This window comes from Methylomonas sp. PHL2-19 (assembly GCF_059331595.1).
Genome location: NZ_CP196839.1, coordinates 274078 through 292006 on the forward strand (window position 1 = coordinate 274078; position 17929 = coordinate 292006).

Sequence of the window (17929 nt, forward strand, 5' to 3'; positions counted from 1 at the left end):
ATCTAATCATCGCCTTTTTTGTCAGAGAGGCGTCATACCCATGCCGAACTTGAAGGCTATTTACTTGAGCGTTGCCGTGCTCACCAGCTTGGCGTCGTTTGGTTGTGGCGAGCAAAAACTTGTTACGGCGAAGCTGGCTTTAGATCAAAGTGTTCTCAGTCCTATCGACGCCAAAACGCTAGGTTTACAAAATTTGGTCAGTTTCGATGTGTATGTCGACAGGCAGACCGTGCATGCCGCCTTCGTCGCGACACCAACCGGCAGTAAGCAACCTTATATAGGCTATCTGCATTCCGAAGACGGCGGATTGCATTGGTCGCAGCCCAGCGCTTTGAGTCCGCAATTTAACCAGCCCGTTGAGGCGAAAATCGGCAACGATATACAAATTGCCGCAGCCGGCGACAAATTGTTGATCGTCTGGCAAACTACCGGCGAATTGCCCGGCATGGGGCCGTTATTCACCATTTATTCGAATGATGCCGGCAAAACCTGGCAGCAAGGTGTCAAGCCAACCGGCAGCGATGCCGACCAATCGCACCACGAACTATTGGCGGATGCGGAAGGCCGTTTTCATGCGGTGTGGCTGGATGATAGAGACGAGAACGGTTACCAAGGTGTGCGCTATGCGCGCAGCAGCGACAGCGGCAAAAGCTGGGAGATGGCGCAGACGATCGACGATTCCAGTTGCTCGTGTTGCTGGAACCGCCTGGCGCTGGGTCCTGACGGCAAGTTGAATCTGCTGTACCGGGATATGAAACCGCGGGATATGGCCCTGGCACAAACTGCCGATGGCGGCGCCAATTGGCAACGCTTGAGTACGGTAGGTGAGTTCAACTGGATTTTCGACGGCTGTCCGCATAACGGCGGCGGCTTGAGCGTGGCCGGCGACGGTTCCTTACACAGTTTGGTATGGACCGGCGCGGAAAATCAGGTCGGGCTGTATCATATGCAATCCGCCGATAATGGTAAAAGCTGGACGCCACCGCAACGGCTTGGCGAGGCCGGCGCGTTTCATGCGGACATCGCGTTCGGTGCCGGGCGCTTAGTCGCGGTGTGGGATGCACTGGGGCCGGAAGGCTCTAAAGTGTTTGTCTCGGAATCCGTTGATAATGGCGGGCATTGGTCGACAAGCAAGTTGCTATCATCCGCCAGCGCTTCGGCGACCTTCCCGCGTATCGTCGCCACGCCGACGGGCTTGTTGGCAATGTGGTTAGAGCAAACGCCCACCGGCAAGCTATGGTCGGCGGCGGTTTTACAATGATTTTTATACTTTAAGAGGTGGTCATGCCCAAGTTAGACATAACAAAAATAATAAAACCCGGCTTGTTGGCGCTCGCGTTATTCAACCCGGTCTCAGTATTTGCGCACGCGATTCTGGTGAAATCGCAACCGGCCAAGGACGAGACCGTCACCGAATCGCCCAAGCAAATCGATCTGTGGTTTAACGACGCAGTCCGCAGCGAATACAAAGCCCTGGCCGTGATCGACAGCACCGGCAAGCGGGTGGATAACCACGATGTCGCGCAAAGTTTGACGAATGGTGCCAATATCTACGCCACCGTGCCAACACTGGCGCCGGGCACCTACACTATTCGCTACCGCGTGGTTTCCGAGGACACTCACATAGTCACCGGTAAGTTTGAATTTACCGTCAAACCCTAGTCTGCATTCTTCCATCGGTTTATTTCTATGAATATTCAGCGACTTCCCGTCTTTTTTATCGCCGGGCTCGTGGCCTGCGTGGTTTTACTCAGCGGTTGCGACAAACTCGGATTTAGCAATAAGCAATCCAATGCACTGGGCAACCGCCCTGACCTGGATTGCATCATCGCCAACGATTTTTACGCCGTGCATTTCAGTGCGTATTTGCAGCCGGATAAGAACGATAAAGCTCCGGACGCCAAAGCCGCTTTTGTGCCGTTTTGTCAGAAAATCCCCAGAGCCGGCAAGATGTTTTTCACTGCCGATTTGATAGACCGCGATATTCGCGCCACGCCGATTGGCATTAAATTGGTGGAAGTGGAAAAAACCGGCCAGAAAGCGCCGGATGATGTGCGCGAAATCCGCACAGTCGCCGAAATCCCGTCCAAGCTGTATCCGAAAGGCGCGGTAGAAGCACAAGCCGATATGGATAAAACCGGCGACTACGTGCTGTACCTGTTGATCGGCGAAGCGATGGAAGACGATGATAAATTCCGCATTGCGCTGGAAGTGGGTGTCGATCCCAATGGCGCCGATTTACCACTAGCGGCAATAGGTGGCGTGGTGGCCTTGGTGCTGCTGGTGCTGGGATTTTTGGTTTACCTGCACAAACGTAGAAAAGCCGCGCAAATCAATGGTAATGGGGAACAGCCCTAATGACGAGCGGATGGAAAATGCTTAGGTTGTTTGCCCGCTGGCAATGCTTGCTGCTGGTTTTTTTGCTGCTGCCATCGGGCTGGGCAGCGGCGCACGCCCCTGGCCTTAGCTCAATCGATGTGACTGTCAAATCCGACCAAGTTATCGTTAAATTGACCTTTGCCCTGCAAGACATCGAAGCCTTTGCGCCGATGGATAGCGACCTGGATGCGGAAGTCAGCGCCGCGGAGCGCGAAGCGGCCAAGCCGGACATCGCCAAAATGCTGGCTGCGCAGTTGCGGGTTAATATTGATAGCGTTGATGTGCAAGCCGTGGCGCCGGGGGCTGTCGTTTACGACGAACAGAACAATGCTCATGTCGAATTTATTTTTCAATCCGTGCCGCACCAACAGTTACAGGTGCAATCCAAGTTATTGGCCTGGCTACCTGACGGGCATCAACAGTATGTCACCTTGCGCGATGCCGCCGGGAAAACACTGAGCGAGAAAATGCTAAGCAGGGCCGACGACCAGTTGCAATTGGCATTGTCTCCTGCCGATCAATCTGTGGCGCAAAACGATTCCCGATTTTCCGCGTTTGCCGATTTTGTGAAGCTGGGCATCGAGCACATCCTCACCGGTTACGACCACCTGTTATTCCTGTTTGCCTTGCTGGCAGTAACGCATAGTTTCTGGCCGGCGATCAAGATCGTCACCTTCTTTACCATCGCCCATTCCATCACCTTGGCATGTGCCGGGCTGAACATCATTGAGCTACCCAGCAGCTTCGTCGAACCTGTTATTGCGTTGACCATTATTTATGTGGCCGTGGAAAACATCATCCGCGGCGACCACCCCAAGGGCCGGCAATGGTTGACCTTCGGCTTTGGTTTAATTCACGGCTTTGGCTTTGCCAGTGTGCTGCGGGAAATGAATATTTCCAGCGGCGACACCGGCATCTTATTGCCCTTGCTGTCGTTTAACCTAGGCATAGAAACCGGCCAAATCGCCGTGGCATCGGTGGTGTTGCCTATCATCTGGTGGCTAAACAACAAGCCTGCATTTGCCGAGAAATTCTTGAAAGGTTGTTCGGCCATGGTAGCCTTGATGGGGGCCTATTGGCTGTTGGAGCGGACGGTTTTGTAAACCGCCCTTGAGGGGGGTGCCTAGCATCAGAAGAGGCAAACACCGAGTTGCCCCAGAATTTTAGCGATTCCGGGACGTCTTGAATAGCCAAGACCATTGACGCCTGCAAAGACGCCTGCGCCGTCAACTGTGACAGCGCAGGCAACGAGTTTCGCATTGCGCTACACATCCTCGAAATTTGCCATCCCAGTCCCTTAGGACGGTTAGCGCAACACAAAATCCATCAATCAGGCCTTCGTTTTTCGTTAAATTGTAAACAATCCCGATCTAAAGCTGTGTTTATTCGCTATTTGCAATAGAATACAAACCATCCCCTTCTCAACAGCTAGCTCTCCGGAGAATTTGACATGACTGATAAAAAAGTGACGTTAAAACAGGAAGACCAAGACCGCGTAATCGAATTACCGGTCACACCCGGCACCATGGGTCCGTCCGTCATCGATATTCGGTCTTTATACGCACAGACCGGCCATTTTACTTACGACCCCGGCTTTACCTCCACCGCCAGCTGTACTTCAAAAATCACCTTTATCGACGGCGACGCCGGCGTACTGTTGTATCGGGGCTATCCCATCGAACAACTGGCGGAAAAATGCGATTTTCTGGAAGTCTGTTATCTGCTGCTGAACGGCGACTTACCCAACGGCTCCGAAATGAAAGGCTTCGTCACTACCATTAGCCAGCATGTGATGGTACACGAACAGCTGATCAAATTTTACAGCGGCTTCCGCCGCGACGCGCATCCGATGGCGGTATTGGTGGGTGTAGTCGGCGCACTGTCGGCGTTCTATCACGAAGTGATGGACATCAACTGCAAGGAAGACCGGTACATCTCCGCCATCCGCCTGATCGCGAAAATGCCGACCATGGTAGCGATGTGCTACAAATACAGCATCGGCATGCCGTTTATCTATCCCAAACGCAAACTGGGCTATGCGGAAAACTTTATGCGCATGATGCACGGCGACCCTGGCGAAGATTATCTGGCCAATCCGGTGTTGGTCAGAGCGTTGGATAGAATCCTGATCCTGCACGCCGACCACGAACAAAATGCTTCCACCTCCACCGTGCGTCTGGCCGGCTCCAGCGGCGCCAATCCTTACGCTTGCGTCGCGGCCGGTATAGCTTGCCTGTGGGGTGCAGCACACGGCGGCGCCAACGAGGCGGTGTTGAATATGCTGGAAGAAATCGGCGATGTGTCGAAAATTGGCGAATATGTCGCCAGAGCCAAGGATAAAAACGATCCGTTCCGCTTGATGGGTTTTGGTCACCGGGTTTACAAAAACTACGACCCGCGCGCCAAACTGATGCGGCAAACCTGCCACGAAGTGTTGGACGAATTGAATCTGAACGACGACCGTCTGTTCAAACTGGCGATGGAACTAGAACGGATTGCCTTGGAAGACCCGTACTTCGTCGAGAAAAAACTCTACCCCAACGTGGATTTCTATTCCGGCATCGTCCTACGCGCTCTAGGCATCCCCACCGAAATGTTTACCGCCATCTTTGCTTTGGCCCGCTCGGTGGGTTGGATCGCGCAATGGGACGAAATGATCTCCGATCCCGAATTGAAAATCGGCCGGCCGCGCCAGTTGTATAAAGGCGTGACGACTAGGGATGTGAAATCGATTTCTAATCGGTGATAAGGTAATTAGTTATATCCCCCTCCTTATGGGTACGGGAGGGGCTGTATTCCAGTGACGTCGGACACCGATTCCAAATTCAAACTGCCCAAGCATTCCAATCGAAACCCGCCAGTGACGCCGAACCGCCCAATTGCAGCCATGGACTGGCTGCAATTCTACCGATAAAGATCAAAGGCTCAAAGCTGCCCTCTTACCTTGAGTCGGCGAGTGTCGGCTTCCGGCGGGAAAGATTGCTAGCCCTCCCTTGCTAACAATCGCGCCTGCACCGCCACGTGATTGCCTTCGGCGGCCCTGGCCGTCCGCGTCACCTCGGCTTTGAACTAACAAGGGGATCAAAGCCTTGGCTCTCGCATGACTCGACGCCGTTTCGCGAGGCCTTGCAGTTTTTCTAGTCGAAAAACCACCCGGCGCTACGGCTTCCAGGAACTACTCAACCTTCACTCGCTAACGCTTCGTTTCCAAGGTTTCTCAGCGTTAGTTTTGTAGTGCCCTCCGAAAAAGAGTATGTTGGAATGCTCGCCCAAATAGATGGACTTTAGTATAGTTTGACCCACTTCGCAAATTCGGATAGAAATACCTTGCCCACCGAGGCTGCCGCTGAAAACTCGTCAGTTCCAAAGTTCCAAAGTTCCAAAGTTCCAAAGTTCCAAGCGTTTGGCGTTAACTGCTGCGCCAAGGCAAAAGACTAACGCAAAGCCCTAGGGGCAGGCCGTTGGCAAAATCTTTAAACTGACCGATATGGAGAATGGATATGCGTATTAACCCACCCGTGCTGGCCGCCGGCCTGCTATTCAGCTTAACCGCCCTCAATGCCGAGGCTACCTTAACCCCTTACACTTCCGCCGGTCAAAGCCTTGTTTACAGCAGTGTCAGCAACATCACCTGGACCGGCGATGCCAATTTGTTGGACACCCTGGAAGCTAGTAATCCTAGTCTGGTCAGCATCATCATCAGTACCATAGGCTCGATTAGCGACACGCCCAACTATTATGACACTCCAGCGGGTAGCAATAGCGGCACACACACGCTCACGACAGCCGACTTCCGTGCCAACGGCCTAGTCAGCTGGTACGGCGCCCAAGCGTTTGTCAGCTATCTGAACACCATCAACTACGCTGGCTCCAAGCTATGGGCCTTGCCTGGCGAGGGCGCTAATCCGCAGCCTGACTATAACCAAACCGGCGGTCAATTCGGTCAACTGTTCTACAACGAATTGGGCGGTACTGCGGGCAGCAACATTCCAAACACCGTTAACTTTATTAACGACGAACAAGTCTATCCATACTGGTTGGGTACAGAGCATGCCTCCTTTCCTTGGTTCGCATGGTCCTTCGGTAGCGGCTACCAGGGCATCGAAAATAAGTGGGTCCCGCTCTACGCATGGGCGGTCAGCCCCGGACAAGTGTCCGCCGTGCCGATACCGGGTGCGGTATGGATGATGGGCAGTGGCCTGTTGGGATTGCTGAGTTTGAAACGACACGGGCACGCTGCCTAATTCGGTCATTTGGGGGCTGTGGCGATAGCGCCCAGACAAGTTTTTTGGCGGGGTATTGTATTCGTCAACTTTTTTCGGAATACGCAAGTGGGAAGGTCGGATGAGGAAATTAAATACCGTTAAGAGTCCTCTTCCTGTCACAAGCGTTTGTTGTAAAAGCCTATTCCAGGCTCTTTGGATAGATTGAGTTCCGATTTGATACTTCGGGGCAGCCATAAAAGGTTCACCATTACAGATAAAGCGCCTTGGCATGCCCACCAAAAGCTCATTGATGCCGACAAAATTGCTGGCCGTAACGTCTAGGAACGACACCAGAACAAGCTTACACACCATTAAGATTTAATTAAAATAAAAAAATGGCTTGGTTATCAAACCATTATGTTTTACGCTGTACCTAGCCTTCAAAATCATCTGCTTATATTTCGCCCCGAACAGGCAGTCTGATATGCGCATCAACCGCGCTGCGCATGCCAAACCGGACGAAGCGTAATCATTGAAGGCGCATAGCAATAAAACCTGGATGGGTATATTGAACGCCATTGTCGACGTAACTACTCGAGATAGGTTGTTTCAACACATTTCAACAGCATGTCGGGACAGCGCACTTTAGTTCAGATGTTAGTTATGCGCACCAAATTGGCTCGTCAAAAAATTATCAAAACCTGACTGCGGTTGAAAAAGCGTTATTGAAGAGGTTCCGCATTTCGTTATTGAAAAGACCTGCTAATATTGATTTCGTGTTGGCGATGCAGACTGAATGGAATGGCCCGCAGTTGACCCAATTCTGAAACAATTTCCAAGTATCTTCGTAACCAAGGACCGGAACACTACCCCTCATATATTAACTGAATTAGCTGACTGTATTCCGTGGTCTGTCAGGCTATTGGAGCATGAGTTAATAAAAGGAGAAAACTATGTTTATTAAACTTGTCATTACCCTAACCTTCGCGACGTTCTGCTCGGCAGCGGCGGCAAAGGATTTCTATGTGTCACCCTCGGGCAGCGACAAGCTGAATGGCCTGTCCCCTAGCGTCAATTTTTGGACGAAAACAGGTCCCTTCAAAACCCTAACTCGCGCCCGAAACGCGATTCGGCAATTAAAAGCGGCGGGGAAATTTAATGAAGCGATTACGGTTCATGTTGGCAAGGGAACTTATCAACTGCAGTCTGCGCTCGAATTCGATGATCGTGATTCTGGCCTACCTGGTCAACAAATCATATGGGAGGGAGAAAAGGGACTCAGTATAATTTCAGGCGGTATGCCAATCACAAACTGTGAGCAATTTAATGCCAAAAATCCAAATAGCGTATTGAACTGTTCCTTGAACAGCAATGTATTAGATAGCATAACCCCGGAAGACGCAGGAAATAGAATATTTAGTAATGTTTTTCGGGTAGAACTTTTTGTAGACGGCAAAAGAATGCATTTGGCTCGGTGGCCCAATTATGATTGGGCACATATTCGCAGCCCCCTAAATCAACAAACCAAGTTTAGCGTATTTGAACAAATACCCCTGATTTCCGGTAATTTAAATAACTCCCAAGTACATATATTTGCAGGCAACGATTACTATGATCAATACATTGACATAGCCGATATTGACCTTGCCAACAATCAAGTCCTCCTAGCAAACCAAACTGCGCAAAAGCTGGCAAGCGGTAGGCGCTTTTATCTAGAAAACTTTGAATCTGGCCTAGATACTCCAGCGGAGTGGTATTATGACAAAGCAAATGCACGCATTAAATTTATCCCTCCACAAGGCATAACAGCCAAACAAGTGGTAATTCCGTACGCCAACAACCTAATTAAAATAGAGTCAACAAAAAATATTGGATTTAAAAACCTGTTTTTTCAATATAGCATTGACACAGCTATTACAATTGCAGACACAGATACTGTTTTATTGGATAGCAATGAAATAGCCAATATCGGCGGCAAGGGCATTCTTGGCATGAATAGTAGCCATACGACAATTACAAATAATCACCTGCATGATCTAGGAATCGGCGGAATTTTTCTCTACGGCGGTGATAGACCTAGTCTCGAGCCGTCTTACAATTTAGTCGACAATAATTATATTCACCACTACGACACCATTCTTTTCAACTACTCTCCTGCTATCGAAGTAGGGGGAGTTGCGACCAAAGTCACGCACAACAAAGTGGAATACGCAAACGGAAACGGTATCGTCGTTGTCGGAAACGACCATCTGATAGAAAAAAACGAGATTTCGCAAATTTGCCTACAATCTAGCGACAGTGGCGCTATATATTCGGGAAGAAACTGGACATATAGGGGTAACGTTGTTCGATACAACTATGTCCACGATATCTCCGGCTATGCGCTTAACGGCCAGACCATGGATATTTCCAAGAATATTATCCAATATATTAACAGCGGTGCTCGCGGCATTTATCTTGATGATGGTGTCAGTGGATTCACGGTATTTGGAAATATTATCTCAAACATAGGTCTCAGCGGTATACAGCTTGGCGGCGGCCGCGATACTACTATAGAAAATAATATAATTTTCACTGATAAATATGGGATACTTGTAGATGCTCGCAGCCAATTTTATGATTGGTCTAAACAAAGAGAAAGCCTAACAACAATGCCTATTGAAACCGATATATGGCAGGAAAAGTATCCTGAACTGACTTTGCCGATGCATAATGACACGTGGCCTGAAGGCAACACTATACGACGAAATGTCATTATAGCCACAACAGCAGCAGGACAAACCTTTCAATACTCGTTGCCAAAGCAAAGCAATACCATCAGCGACAACTTAGTTTGGCACGCTAAAAACTACATCTGGGTCGATTACAATATTTTGGATACCGGCAAAGTATTGCGTGGCGGATCATGGGAAAACTGGTTAACCCAAGGCTTTGAAACTAACAGCTCGTTCGGCGATCCCTGCGCAACGATTTCAAATAGTAAGTTAAATATAATGTGCGCAAATTCTCCAATATATAAAATAGGCTTTCAAGATATACCTACTGACATTGGACTACGAAAATAACTAACTGGTACCAATAAAGCTTAAACTAATTTAATAACCTAGTTGGCATAGTGAGCGAGGTCAAAGCCCACAAAACCGATGAAAAAGTCAGGAATAAAATTCATCGGTAGAAGCCAAAAAGGTTAAGTTCAATTAAGACATAACAGGCTGGTGAAAAACTCGAAAAGCCAAGTAAGCTAAGGCATAGATGAGCGGCCAACTGTTAAAATAGGCTACCTAAATTTGGAGCCTTTCAATGCGCGGACACGATGCCATTCAAAACAGCTGGTTCAGCTATGTTAGCCTGGAAGACCGTATTCCCAAACAGCATCCGTTGCGTCGTTTACGGCTACTGGTTGATGGCGTATTGGCCTCAATGGATGCCGTCTTTGCCGAGCGTTACTCGCACACAGGCCGTCCCTCGATTGCCCCTGAAAAACTGCTGCGCGCCTTGCTGTTGCAAGTGCTGTACACCGTTCGCAGTGAGCGTCAGTTGATGGAACAACTGGACTACAACCTGTTGTTTCGCTGGTTTGTCGGTCTGGGCATCGACGACGCCGTGTGGGAACGCACAGTGTTCAGTGCCAACCGCGAACGCCTGCTGTCCGAAGCCCTGAGTCGCGAATTTTTTGAGCGGGTACTGGCCATAGCCGAATGGCAAAATCTGGTGTCCGACGAACACTTCAGCGTCGACGGTAGCCTCATTGAAGCCTGGGCCTCGCACAAAAGCTTCGTCATTTATGCCCTTTGGGTAAGAAAGACGGCAGCGGCCCGGACAAACCCGCCGGCCGCAATCCCGAGGTCGACTTCAGCGGCGAAAAGCGCAGCAACGCCACCCACCACAGTACGACCGATCCCGAAGCCCGGCTTTACAAAAAAGGCGAATACACCGAGGCCAAACTGCGTTACATCACCAATGCCTTGTCCGAGAATCGCAACGGCCTGATTGTCGATGTCGAAACCACTCAAGCCACCGGCACCGCCGAAATCGAAGCCGCGCAAAAAATGATCAAACGCCGCGTGCCCCAAGGTGGCAGCGTCAGTGCCGACAAAGGCTATGACCAAGCGGCGTTCGTCAACGGACTCGAGTCCCGTGATATCAAAGCCCATGTGGCCCGCAAAAAGATTGGCAGTGCCGTCGACGGCCGCACCGCGCGCGGCAAAGGTTACGCCCAAAGTCTCAAGCGCCGCAAAATCGTCGAAGAAGCCTTTGGCTGGGTCAAAACGGTCGGCGGCCTGCGCAAAACCCGTCACATCGGCTTAGCCAAAGTCGCGGGTCAGGCCTTGTTTTGCTTTGCCGCCTACAACCTGACGCGCATGCTCAACCTATTGGTGTTCACGCCGAAACCGGCGTGGAGTGCACCCGCCTAGGGTGAAGTTCGCCTGAAAACCGTCCACAGACGGCTTCAGGCGAATAAAAAGCCCTTGAAACCGGGGCAAAACGCTTGAAACTCGATGTCATGACCGATTTCAACTCGAAAAAATCACGAACATCGTGGGTAAGGGGAAATATCGGCGGGTTTTTCACCAGCCTGTTAAGCATTAGAGGCGGCGGGAATCACTCTTACACTTTGGTTGATACGCCATTTAACTGTACGCTGGATTACAGGCGGTTTCTTTTAGCCTTCCTATACCGTCCAAACTACAGATACTAGCAATAACTAATCTGACAACTTCCTTACCAGCCCAGTTAATATGTGATTTTTTTCTAAATTATCCATAGCGAATTGTCGCGCAATCATATTGTGACTACCTTGTACTTTTGGTGATAACGTCCCGAGAAGCTCAACTAGCTCCGCGACCAATGCACCAGCATTTTCTGGCTCAATGCATCGGGCTATACCCGGGTATTTTGAACATAACAATCCCAATTCAGTATTTGAGTCAGCTGTTATTATGGATTGCCCACCAACGGCCAAAATTGTACTCAACTTGGACGGCAACACCACATCTGCAGCCCCCCTCCTTTGAATAACCAAATGAACATCCGCCAAAGCCATCAAGGCGGGCAAATCCTCATAAGGCTGCAATGGATAAAATCTCAAGTTATCAAGGCCTAATTGCTCAGCCATTTGCTTCAATTCTGAATGAACTGCACCGGCACCAACTAACACGAAAAGTACATCCCCCACATGCTTGAATTTTTCGGCCGCTTGCAAGAGGATTTCCAATCCTTGTTTTTTCCCCATATTACCCGAATAAAGTATAACCCGTTTGGACTCATCTATTCCCCAACGACGCCTGAATAGGCTAGCATCGGCATCAGGACTCAAAAACACTGTATCAACCCAATTTGGAAAATAAAAAAGTTTCTCAGGTTGTTCAGTTTTTTGCTCCGCATTGCTTAACATGCTATATGAAATACTAGAAACAATATCAAAACCGCGCATCAACCGCCGTTCGATTACTTTGCAGACTCCAGCCACGCCACCTCCACCTAATCCGAGCCCTAACATAGCATCCAACTCAAAATCCTGAATATGTAACATAGATTCACATCCGCGCACCTTACTAAACAATAGGGCGGCAGGAGCACAAAAAAAAGTCGGCTCTATACAAATTACAGCATCTGGCTTCCAGCACCATTGCTTAAAAATTACCGGTAAGCTAGAAAGCGCAAAACTCAATAAATGTACTAGCCTACTGAGTGTGCGCGGTTGCTTAGGTACGAACAGGGGGCAGCGATTTATCATCACTCCTTTACGCACTTCCGAGGTATATCGCCAACTTGAATAACCATCGGCGATTTTCCATTCAGGATAATATGGCGGAGCGCAGACAACGCGAACTTCATGCCCGTTATCGACTAGCCACTCGCACATCTCACCTGAATATTTACCTATGCCAGTTAATTCTGGCGCATAATTTATGCCATAGAGAAGGATTTTCATTATTTATTAAAACCGTTAATTAAAAATAACAACACTCACTATAAATAATTTATTTTTCGAGATAAGCTTTAAAATAGCTTGCGCAAACTCGATCATATCACTAAATTAAACAGGACTGAATAAGAAAAAGACAGCTACGAAGAACATTTTTTCTAAAAAAAACAAGATTTTGTGCCGAAAAAATATATACTAAAATATCGGGGGATATTGTTTAATAACTGCAGTCACCAGCCCTCCAAAAAAACACAATACCCGACACTTTAAAGACCACCCCCCCAGGCAGCAGCTATCTCAATTGAAAGCAGGATATATTTAGCCATATAGCCAACCTTAACGATACAATACACAGGAAATACTGACTAAAAAACACTAGCCTCCATCAACATGCTAAATTATACGATTATTTTAACTGGGATCACTAGAATTAGCTCGAACTTAACAAGATGAGTTAAAATATATTGAAAATTTACACTGTAGGCAAACCATATGAACTACCTAAAAATATTTTTGATGATTGCAAGTTCGTGCTTTACCACAAAAACCATTGCAACCGATCTTTATGTAAACCAAATTGGTGACGACTCATGGAGCGGCACATTAAAAGAGCCGAACGCAAATTTATCCGATGGCCCCTTTAAGACACTTGAGCGAGCTAAATCTGCCATCAGACTCCTTAAACAAACAAATAAATTTAATGAAAAAATTAGCGTCAACATAGCTACTGGACATTATTTTATAAGTCAGCCACTCTATTTTAATTTACTAGACTCTGGCTTACCTAACAGGGAAATATTATGGCAGGGAGCACCAGACACCCGTGTAACCATAAGCGCCGGCTTAAACGTTAATTGTACAATACGTGATGATTTTTTTTGGGATTGCCCCATTACTGAGCCCCCCATTAATACGATGTTTTTTGATCCCGCACGCATTAAAGGTAACTCACCAAAATTTGAGTTATTTGTAGATGACAAACGACTCCAATTAGCTCGTTGGCCTGATAATGACTGGGCACATATTAAAAGCCCAGTTGACAACAATACACAATTTTCAGCCTTACAAACATTACCATCACTATCCAGTGAGACTAACTCTGCTCAAATACACATATTTGCCGGCAATGATTGGTATGACGAATACTTAGGTATCGATTCAATAGACTATTCCACAAACACTATCAAACTAGCGTCGCCAACAGCTTTTCCGTTGTCTAGTGGCAGACGCTTCTACATACAAAACACGCCGTCTCTGTTAGACTCGCCTGGCGAATGGATATATGACGCATCCAATAAAAAAATCAGCTTTGCACCGCCCTCCCAGACGCCACCGTCACAAATCATAGTTTCATCTTTAGCAAATGTGCTAATTATCAATGATGCAAAAAACTTAATCTTCAAAAATATTAGCTTTCAACACAGCACCGAAACAGCTATTAAAATAAAAGAGTCCGATAATGTATTATTGGATCAATTAGATATAAATAATATTGGAGGAAAAGGTGTAGAAATAGTTGGCGGGCATAATGTTCAGCTCAGGAATAGCAAGATCCACCATACTGGAGCCAATGGGGTTGATGTTTTTGGAGGCAACAGAGCAATACTAGATCATTCTGGACATATTATTAGCAATAATAATATCCATCATATTTCTACAACAATACTTACATACACACCAGCCATAGGACTTTCCGGTGTTGGCATCGAAGCTTCACACAACTTGATTGAACAAGGCGCAGGATCGGCAATCTTAATTGCAGGTAATGAGCATTTAATTGAAAAAAATGAAATACATCATTTTTGCCTGCAAGCTTCAGATTGTGGCTCAGTATACGCAGGACGAGATTGGTCGGCCCGTGGAAATATTATTCGCAATAACTACATACATGACATTATCGGCTACGGCATGAAACAAGTTGACCTAGCAAAGAATCAAGCCATCTACTCCCCTGGAGGGGCGGTTGGGGTTTACCTAGACGATGGCGCCAGCGGTTTCGAAGTCAATGGAAATATATTTGAAAATGCGGGATTCTTATCAGTGCAGATTGGCGGCGGACGTGAAAATAAAATAGTGAATAACTACTTTAAAACTGGAGATTATGCTATATATTTAGATGCTCGCAATCCAAATTATGATTGGAGTATTAACCAAAAAAAGCTTGACGCCTCGCCATACAAAACACCGATCTGGCAAAAGAAATATCCTGAGTTATCCATACCTATGAAGAACAAAATATGGCCCGAAGGAAACATAATAGAACGCAATATTATTGTCACCACTAACCCAAACGGCAGATCGCTTTTTTACACCGCACCCAAGGATTCCATTGTGGTGAAGAATAACATGATTTGGTCTACAAGCGGCAAGCTTGTAATTGATTACAAGGTGCTAGAGTCGAACAAAAGCGCTCGTGGAGCATCATGGCAAGAATGGATTGCGGAAGGCGTTGAGAAATATAGCTTTATGGACGATCCTTGTATAAGGATCACCAACAATAAACTAATCCCCTGCAATAACTCACCTATAAGGGAGATAGGATTCAATCCCTTGCCAGCCGATATAGGCATATTGCGATAATATATTCAAATATTTCGACAACGCCCCTTTGACTATTAAAATAATAATATTTTTAAACAACATATAGCAGAAGTTACTCTAATTACTATAATAGTTTTCCACTAACTAAAGAACAGAAAATTAATTTTCATACTATATTGAAAAACTCATGCCGTAGTCAATTTTATACTACTCTAACCTTAATCCAGTCAACTTAATAAGCAGAGCGACTTTTTGCTCTCTCGTGCTAGCGCCAGATAAAACTTTTTCGGCCTCTAAACATTTTAGATCAACCAGACAGCGATACCACAAACCTTGCATGAAATGGTAAGCAAAACCCTCTTTTCCATCTCGGAAACCTAGCCGCAAAAAATACCGATAAATAAAATAAAGCATTGGCCTCACAAACAACGGTAATTTGTTATATATAACATCCTTAACTACTCTCTTAATTTTCGCTTGCCCACTGTCAACCTCAGCAATTGACACTTCTCGCGAGAATAAATTATATTTTTGATTGAGAATTTCAATCATTTCACGACTGGCATAGCGATTATGTTTAGCAATAAACCATTCAACACTATTTAAATTATCGTCAACGAAGTCGCCATCAAAAATAACGGAATCGCCCGAATCAAGGACAATATGCTCATCCATCCAACGATTTTCAATATGAGCCTGACCATTCCTCCAAATGCGTAGCAACACTACTGGATAACGATCACCATGCTTAATCCATCTCCCCAAAAAATGATGCTTTCGTTTTAGATAAACCCCACCAACATTATCTTCCAAAGTCGGAAACTTTCTTATGATTTCTTCTATTAACAGAGGCTCAAGGTACTCATCCGCATCCATCCGCATAACCCAATTGGTTTCTATTGGACAATTGTCGAGGGCCCATTGAAACTGTTGTGCTTGATTTACAAACGGGTTTTGTAGAACCTTAACCCCCAATCTCTCAACGATTTGTAAGGTACTATCGTTAGAGAAAGAGTCAACTACAAATATATCCTTAGCAATCGGCAACACATTCTTGATACAACGTTCAATATGTAACTCTTCGTTGTATGTCAATATGACAACGGAGATTTCCGGCTTATTCATGAGTTTTGGCTCTAATTTGGCGAGTTTTAATGATCTCCGCAGGATTGCCGCTGTACACCTGCCAAGCATCTAGGTTTCTAAAAGTTACCGCCCTGGCCCCAAGAACTGCACCTTCACCAATAAAGACACCTGGCCCTACAAAAGCTTCTGCGCAAACCCACGCATCCTTTCCGATAATGATCGGCCTGGCAAATAACGAAAATTCAGGATCATTATAATCGTGAGAGCCGGTACACAAATGCGCTCCTTGGGAAACAATCGCTCGCTCCGCCACACAAACTTTAGCTTGAGAATAGCAAATGACGTTATCGGCAAGGCAGGCATAATCGTGCATTTCCAAATTCCAAGGAGCCCATATTTTAACTTTAGGGTAGACATGACAATACTTGCCAATTTTGGCGCCAAAACAACGCAATACGAACACTCTCCAACCATGACCTAGTCGGGGCGTAAAACGAAACAGCAGTAAATAGGCTAAATCCCATCCAACACGCATAATACGGTTTTTTAACGAAAAACTTGCACCCGTTAGACGCGACTTTCTGACTATATCTGATACTTCGCTCTTATTAATCATGATCTTGGCATTCACGGCCCACTACGCTTTCCAATACAGCCAGCAATCCACTCGCTGCTTGGGTTATTTCAAATCGATTAGTAAAACTACGCAAAGCATTCCGACGCATTTCAGCTTGTTCATTATTAGTTAATTGCAGCCAACCTTTAATTAATTTTTCACAACCATCTACAGTATCTTCCGCCATTAGCCCTGCATTATCATCAACAATTTCACGCCAGATATTAACTTTATTGCTAATTAACACAGGTACCGCACAAGACAAGGCTTCGGCAACTACGATGCCAAAGTTCTCCTGGTGGGAAGGCAATATGAATGCATCAGCATTATGATAGCCGCCCCATTTCAAATCACCTTTAAGCATCCCAGTCCAAGTAATTTTGCCTGAAATACCATGTAATCGTGCCAAGTTCACTAACTCTTCCTTCCATCCGACTTGATCAGGTCCGGCAATGACTAGGTGCAGATCAGATTGACTCTTGCTGGCTCGAGAAAACGCCTCCATCAATAAATCAACACCTTTTTTTGGGTGGATACGACTTAAAAATAGCAAGAAGCGCTTACCTTGCAATTCAGGAAAATGCTCAAGAAATAAGCGAGACTGCTCCTGAGTATTGCCGCTATGACCGGCTGTGCCATAATTAACAACCTGTTCGTTACACTGATACATTGAGAATGATTGCCGAGCAAGAATCATCTCTTCAACGCTAGTAAATAACACCTTGCTAGCATCGCGAAGTACTGGATACTCGCCCCAAAACCAATACAACCATTTCTTAAAATGCTTCAAGGGATAACGATGTTTAAACCAGGGATCGAGCATACCATGGGTAAATAGCACATATGGCATATTTAAGCGCTTTAATACGCTATGAGCAGCAAAACTGTGATACTGCCAGATGCCATTGATAACAAAAACGTCATAATCCGCCGCATGAATGGCCAACCAGGGCTTAATCTTAGAAGTGTATCCATACTTACCCCACGCCGGCCCCATTGGGTAGACTTTGAGAGGGCATTCGCTAATATACGGAGCACTAGGGCTGTCTAAGCTCAGAATTTCAATTGTATTTCCACGCTTCGTGTTAACCCTTGCTAATTGCAACACCCCTTCGATTGGTCCACCACCTTCGGGATTAACTGAGCGAATTATATGTAATATTTTCATCACTA

12 protein-coding genes and 1 pseudogene are annotated in these 17929 nt (G+C 46.7%); 9 read left to right on the top strand and 4 right to left on the bottom strand.

Features of this window, described 5'->3' with window-relative positions; all coding sequences use genetic code 11:
• The first annotated feature begins 40 nt into the window (after nt 1-40).
• The 8 genes and pseudogenes from ACR02O_RS01320 (at nt 41) to ACR02O_RS01355 (ending at nt 10999) form a co-directional block, all read left to right on the top strand.
• On the top strand, nt 41-1261 hold the full coding sequence (locus tag ACR02O_RS01320) for an exo-alpha-sialidase (RefSeq protein WP_494522619.1): 1221 nt from the start codon (nt 41-43) through the stop codon (nt 1259-1261).
• Nucleotides 1262-1284: 23 nt separating this feature from the next.
• The gene (locus tag ACR02O_RS01325) at nt 1285-1662 is read left to right on the top strand and encodes a copper resistance CopC family protein (protein ID WP_494522620.1); all 378 of its coding nucleotides are present in this window, start codon (nt 1285-1287) and stop codon (nt 1660-1662) included.
• Nucleotides 1663-1689: 27 nt separating this feature from the next.
• Nucleotides 1690-2358, top strand: coding sequence for a hypothetical protein (locus ACR02O_RS01330; RefSeq protein ID WP_494522621.1), 669 nt, complete (start codon nt 1690-1692; stop codon nt 2356-2358).
• 17 nt (nt 2359-2375) lie between these two features.
• On the top strand, nt 2376-3482 hold the full coding sequence (locus ACR02O_RS01335; protein WP_494522622.1) for a HupE/UreJ family protein: 1107 nt from the start codon (nt 2376-2378) through the stop codon (nt 3480-3482).
• 347 nt (nt 3483-3829) lie between these two features.
• Nucleotides 3830-5125: a citrate synthase gene (gene gltA / locus ACR02O_RS01340; protein WP_033158189.1), complete on the top strand. Its 1296-nt coding sequence runs from the start codon at nt 3830-3832 to the stop codon at nt 5123-5125.
• Between the two features lie 754 nt (nt 5126-5879).
• Nucleotides 5880-6623 carry an Lcl C-terminal domain-containing protein gene (locus tag ACR02O_RS01345; protein ID WP_494522623.1) on the top strand — a complete coding sequence of 248 codons (744 nt, stop codon included), beginning with the start codon at nt 5880-5882 and terminating at the stop codon, nt 6621-6623.
• 914 nt (nt 6624-7537) lie between these two features.
• Nucleotides 7538-9649, top strand: a complete 2112-nt coding sequence (locus ACR02O_RS01350; protein ID WP_494522624.1) for a right-handed parallel beta-helix repeat-containing protein — start codon at nt 7538-7540, stop codon at nt 9647-9649.
• A gap of 235 nt (nt 9650-9884) precedes the next feature.
• Nucleotides 9885-10999: pseudogene (locus ACR02O_RS01355) on the top strand (IS5 family transposase).
• A gap of 290 nt (nt 11000-11289) precedes the next feature.
• On the opposite strand, the gene ACR02O_RS01360 reads toward ACR02O_RS01355, so the two are convergent.
• Entirely contained in the window at nt 11290-12519 is a 1230-nt protein-coding gene (locus ACR02O_RS01360) for a glycosyltransferase WbuB (RefSeq protein ID WP_494522625.1), read from the bottom strand.
• A 486-nt stretch (nt 12520-13005) separates the two neighbouring features.
• On the opposite strand from ACR02O_RS01360, the gene ACR02O_RS01365 reads away from it, so the two are divergent.
• Complete coding sequence (locus ACR02O_RS01365; protein WP_494522626.1) at nt 13006-15093, top strand: right-handed parallel beta-helix repeat-containing protein; 2088 nt, start codon at nt 13006-13008, stop codon at nt 15091-15093.
• 168 nt (nt 15094-15261) lie between these two features.
• On the opposite strand, the gene ACR02O_RS01370 is transcribed toward ACR02O_RS01365, so the two are convergent.
• From ACR02O_RS01370 to ACR02O_RS01380, 3 genes are read right to left on the bottom strand one after another with little or no spacing between them, the layout of a single operon-like run.
• The gene (locus ACR02O_RS01370) at nt 15262-16179 is read right to left on the bottom strand and encodes a glycosyltransferase family 2 protein (protein WP_494522627.1); all 918 of its coding nucleotides are present in this window, start codon (nt 16177-16179) and stop codon (nt 15262-15264) included.
• Nucleotides 16172-16771, bottom strand: coding sequence for an LbetaH domain-containing protein (locus tag ACR02O_RS01375; RefSeq protein WP_494522628.1), 600 nt, complete (start codon nt 16769-16771; stop codon nt 16172-16174). Before ACR02O_RS01375 ends, ACR02O_RS01370 begins: the two co-directional genes overlap by 8 nt.
• The gene (locus ACR02O_RS01380; protein ID WP_494522629.1) at nt 16749-17924 is read right to left on the bottom strand and encodes a glycosyltransferase; all 1176 of its coding nucleotides are present in this window, start codon (nt 17922-17924) and stop codon (nt 16749-16751) included. Before ACR02O_RS01380 ends, ACR02O_RS01375 begins: the two co-directional genes overlap by 23 nt.
• Nucleotides 17925-17929: the final 5 nt, after the last annotated feature.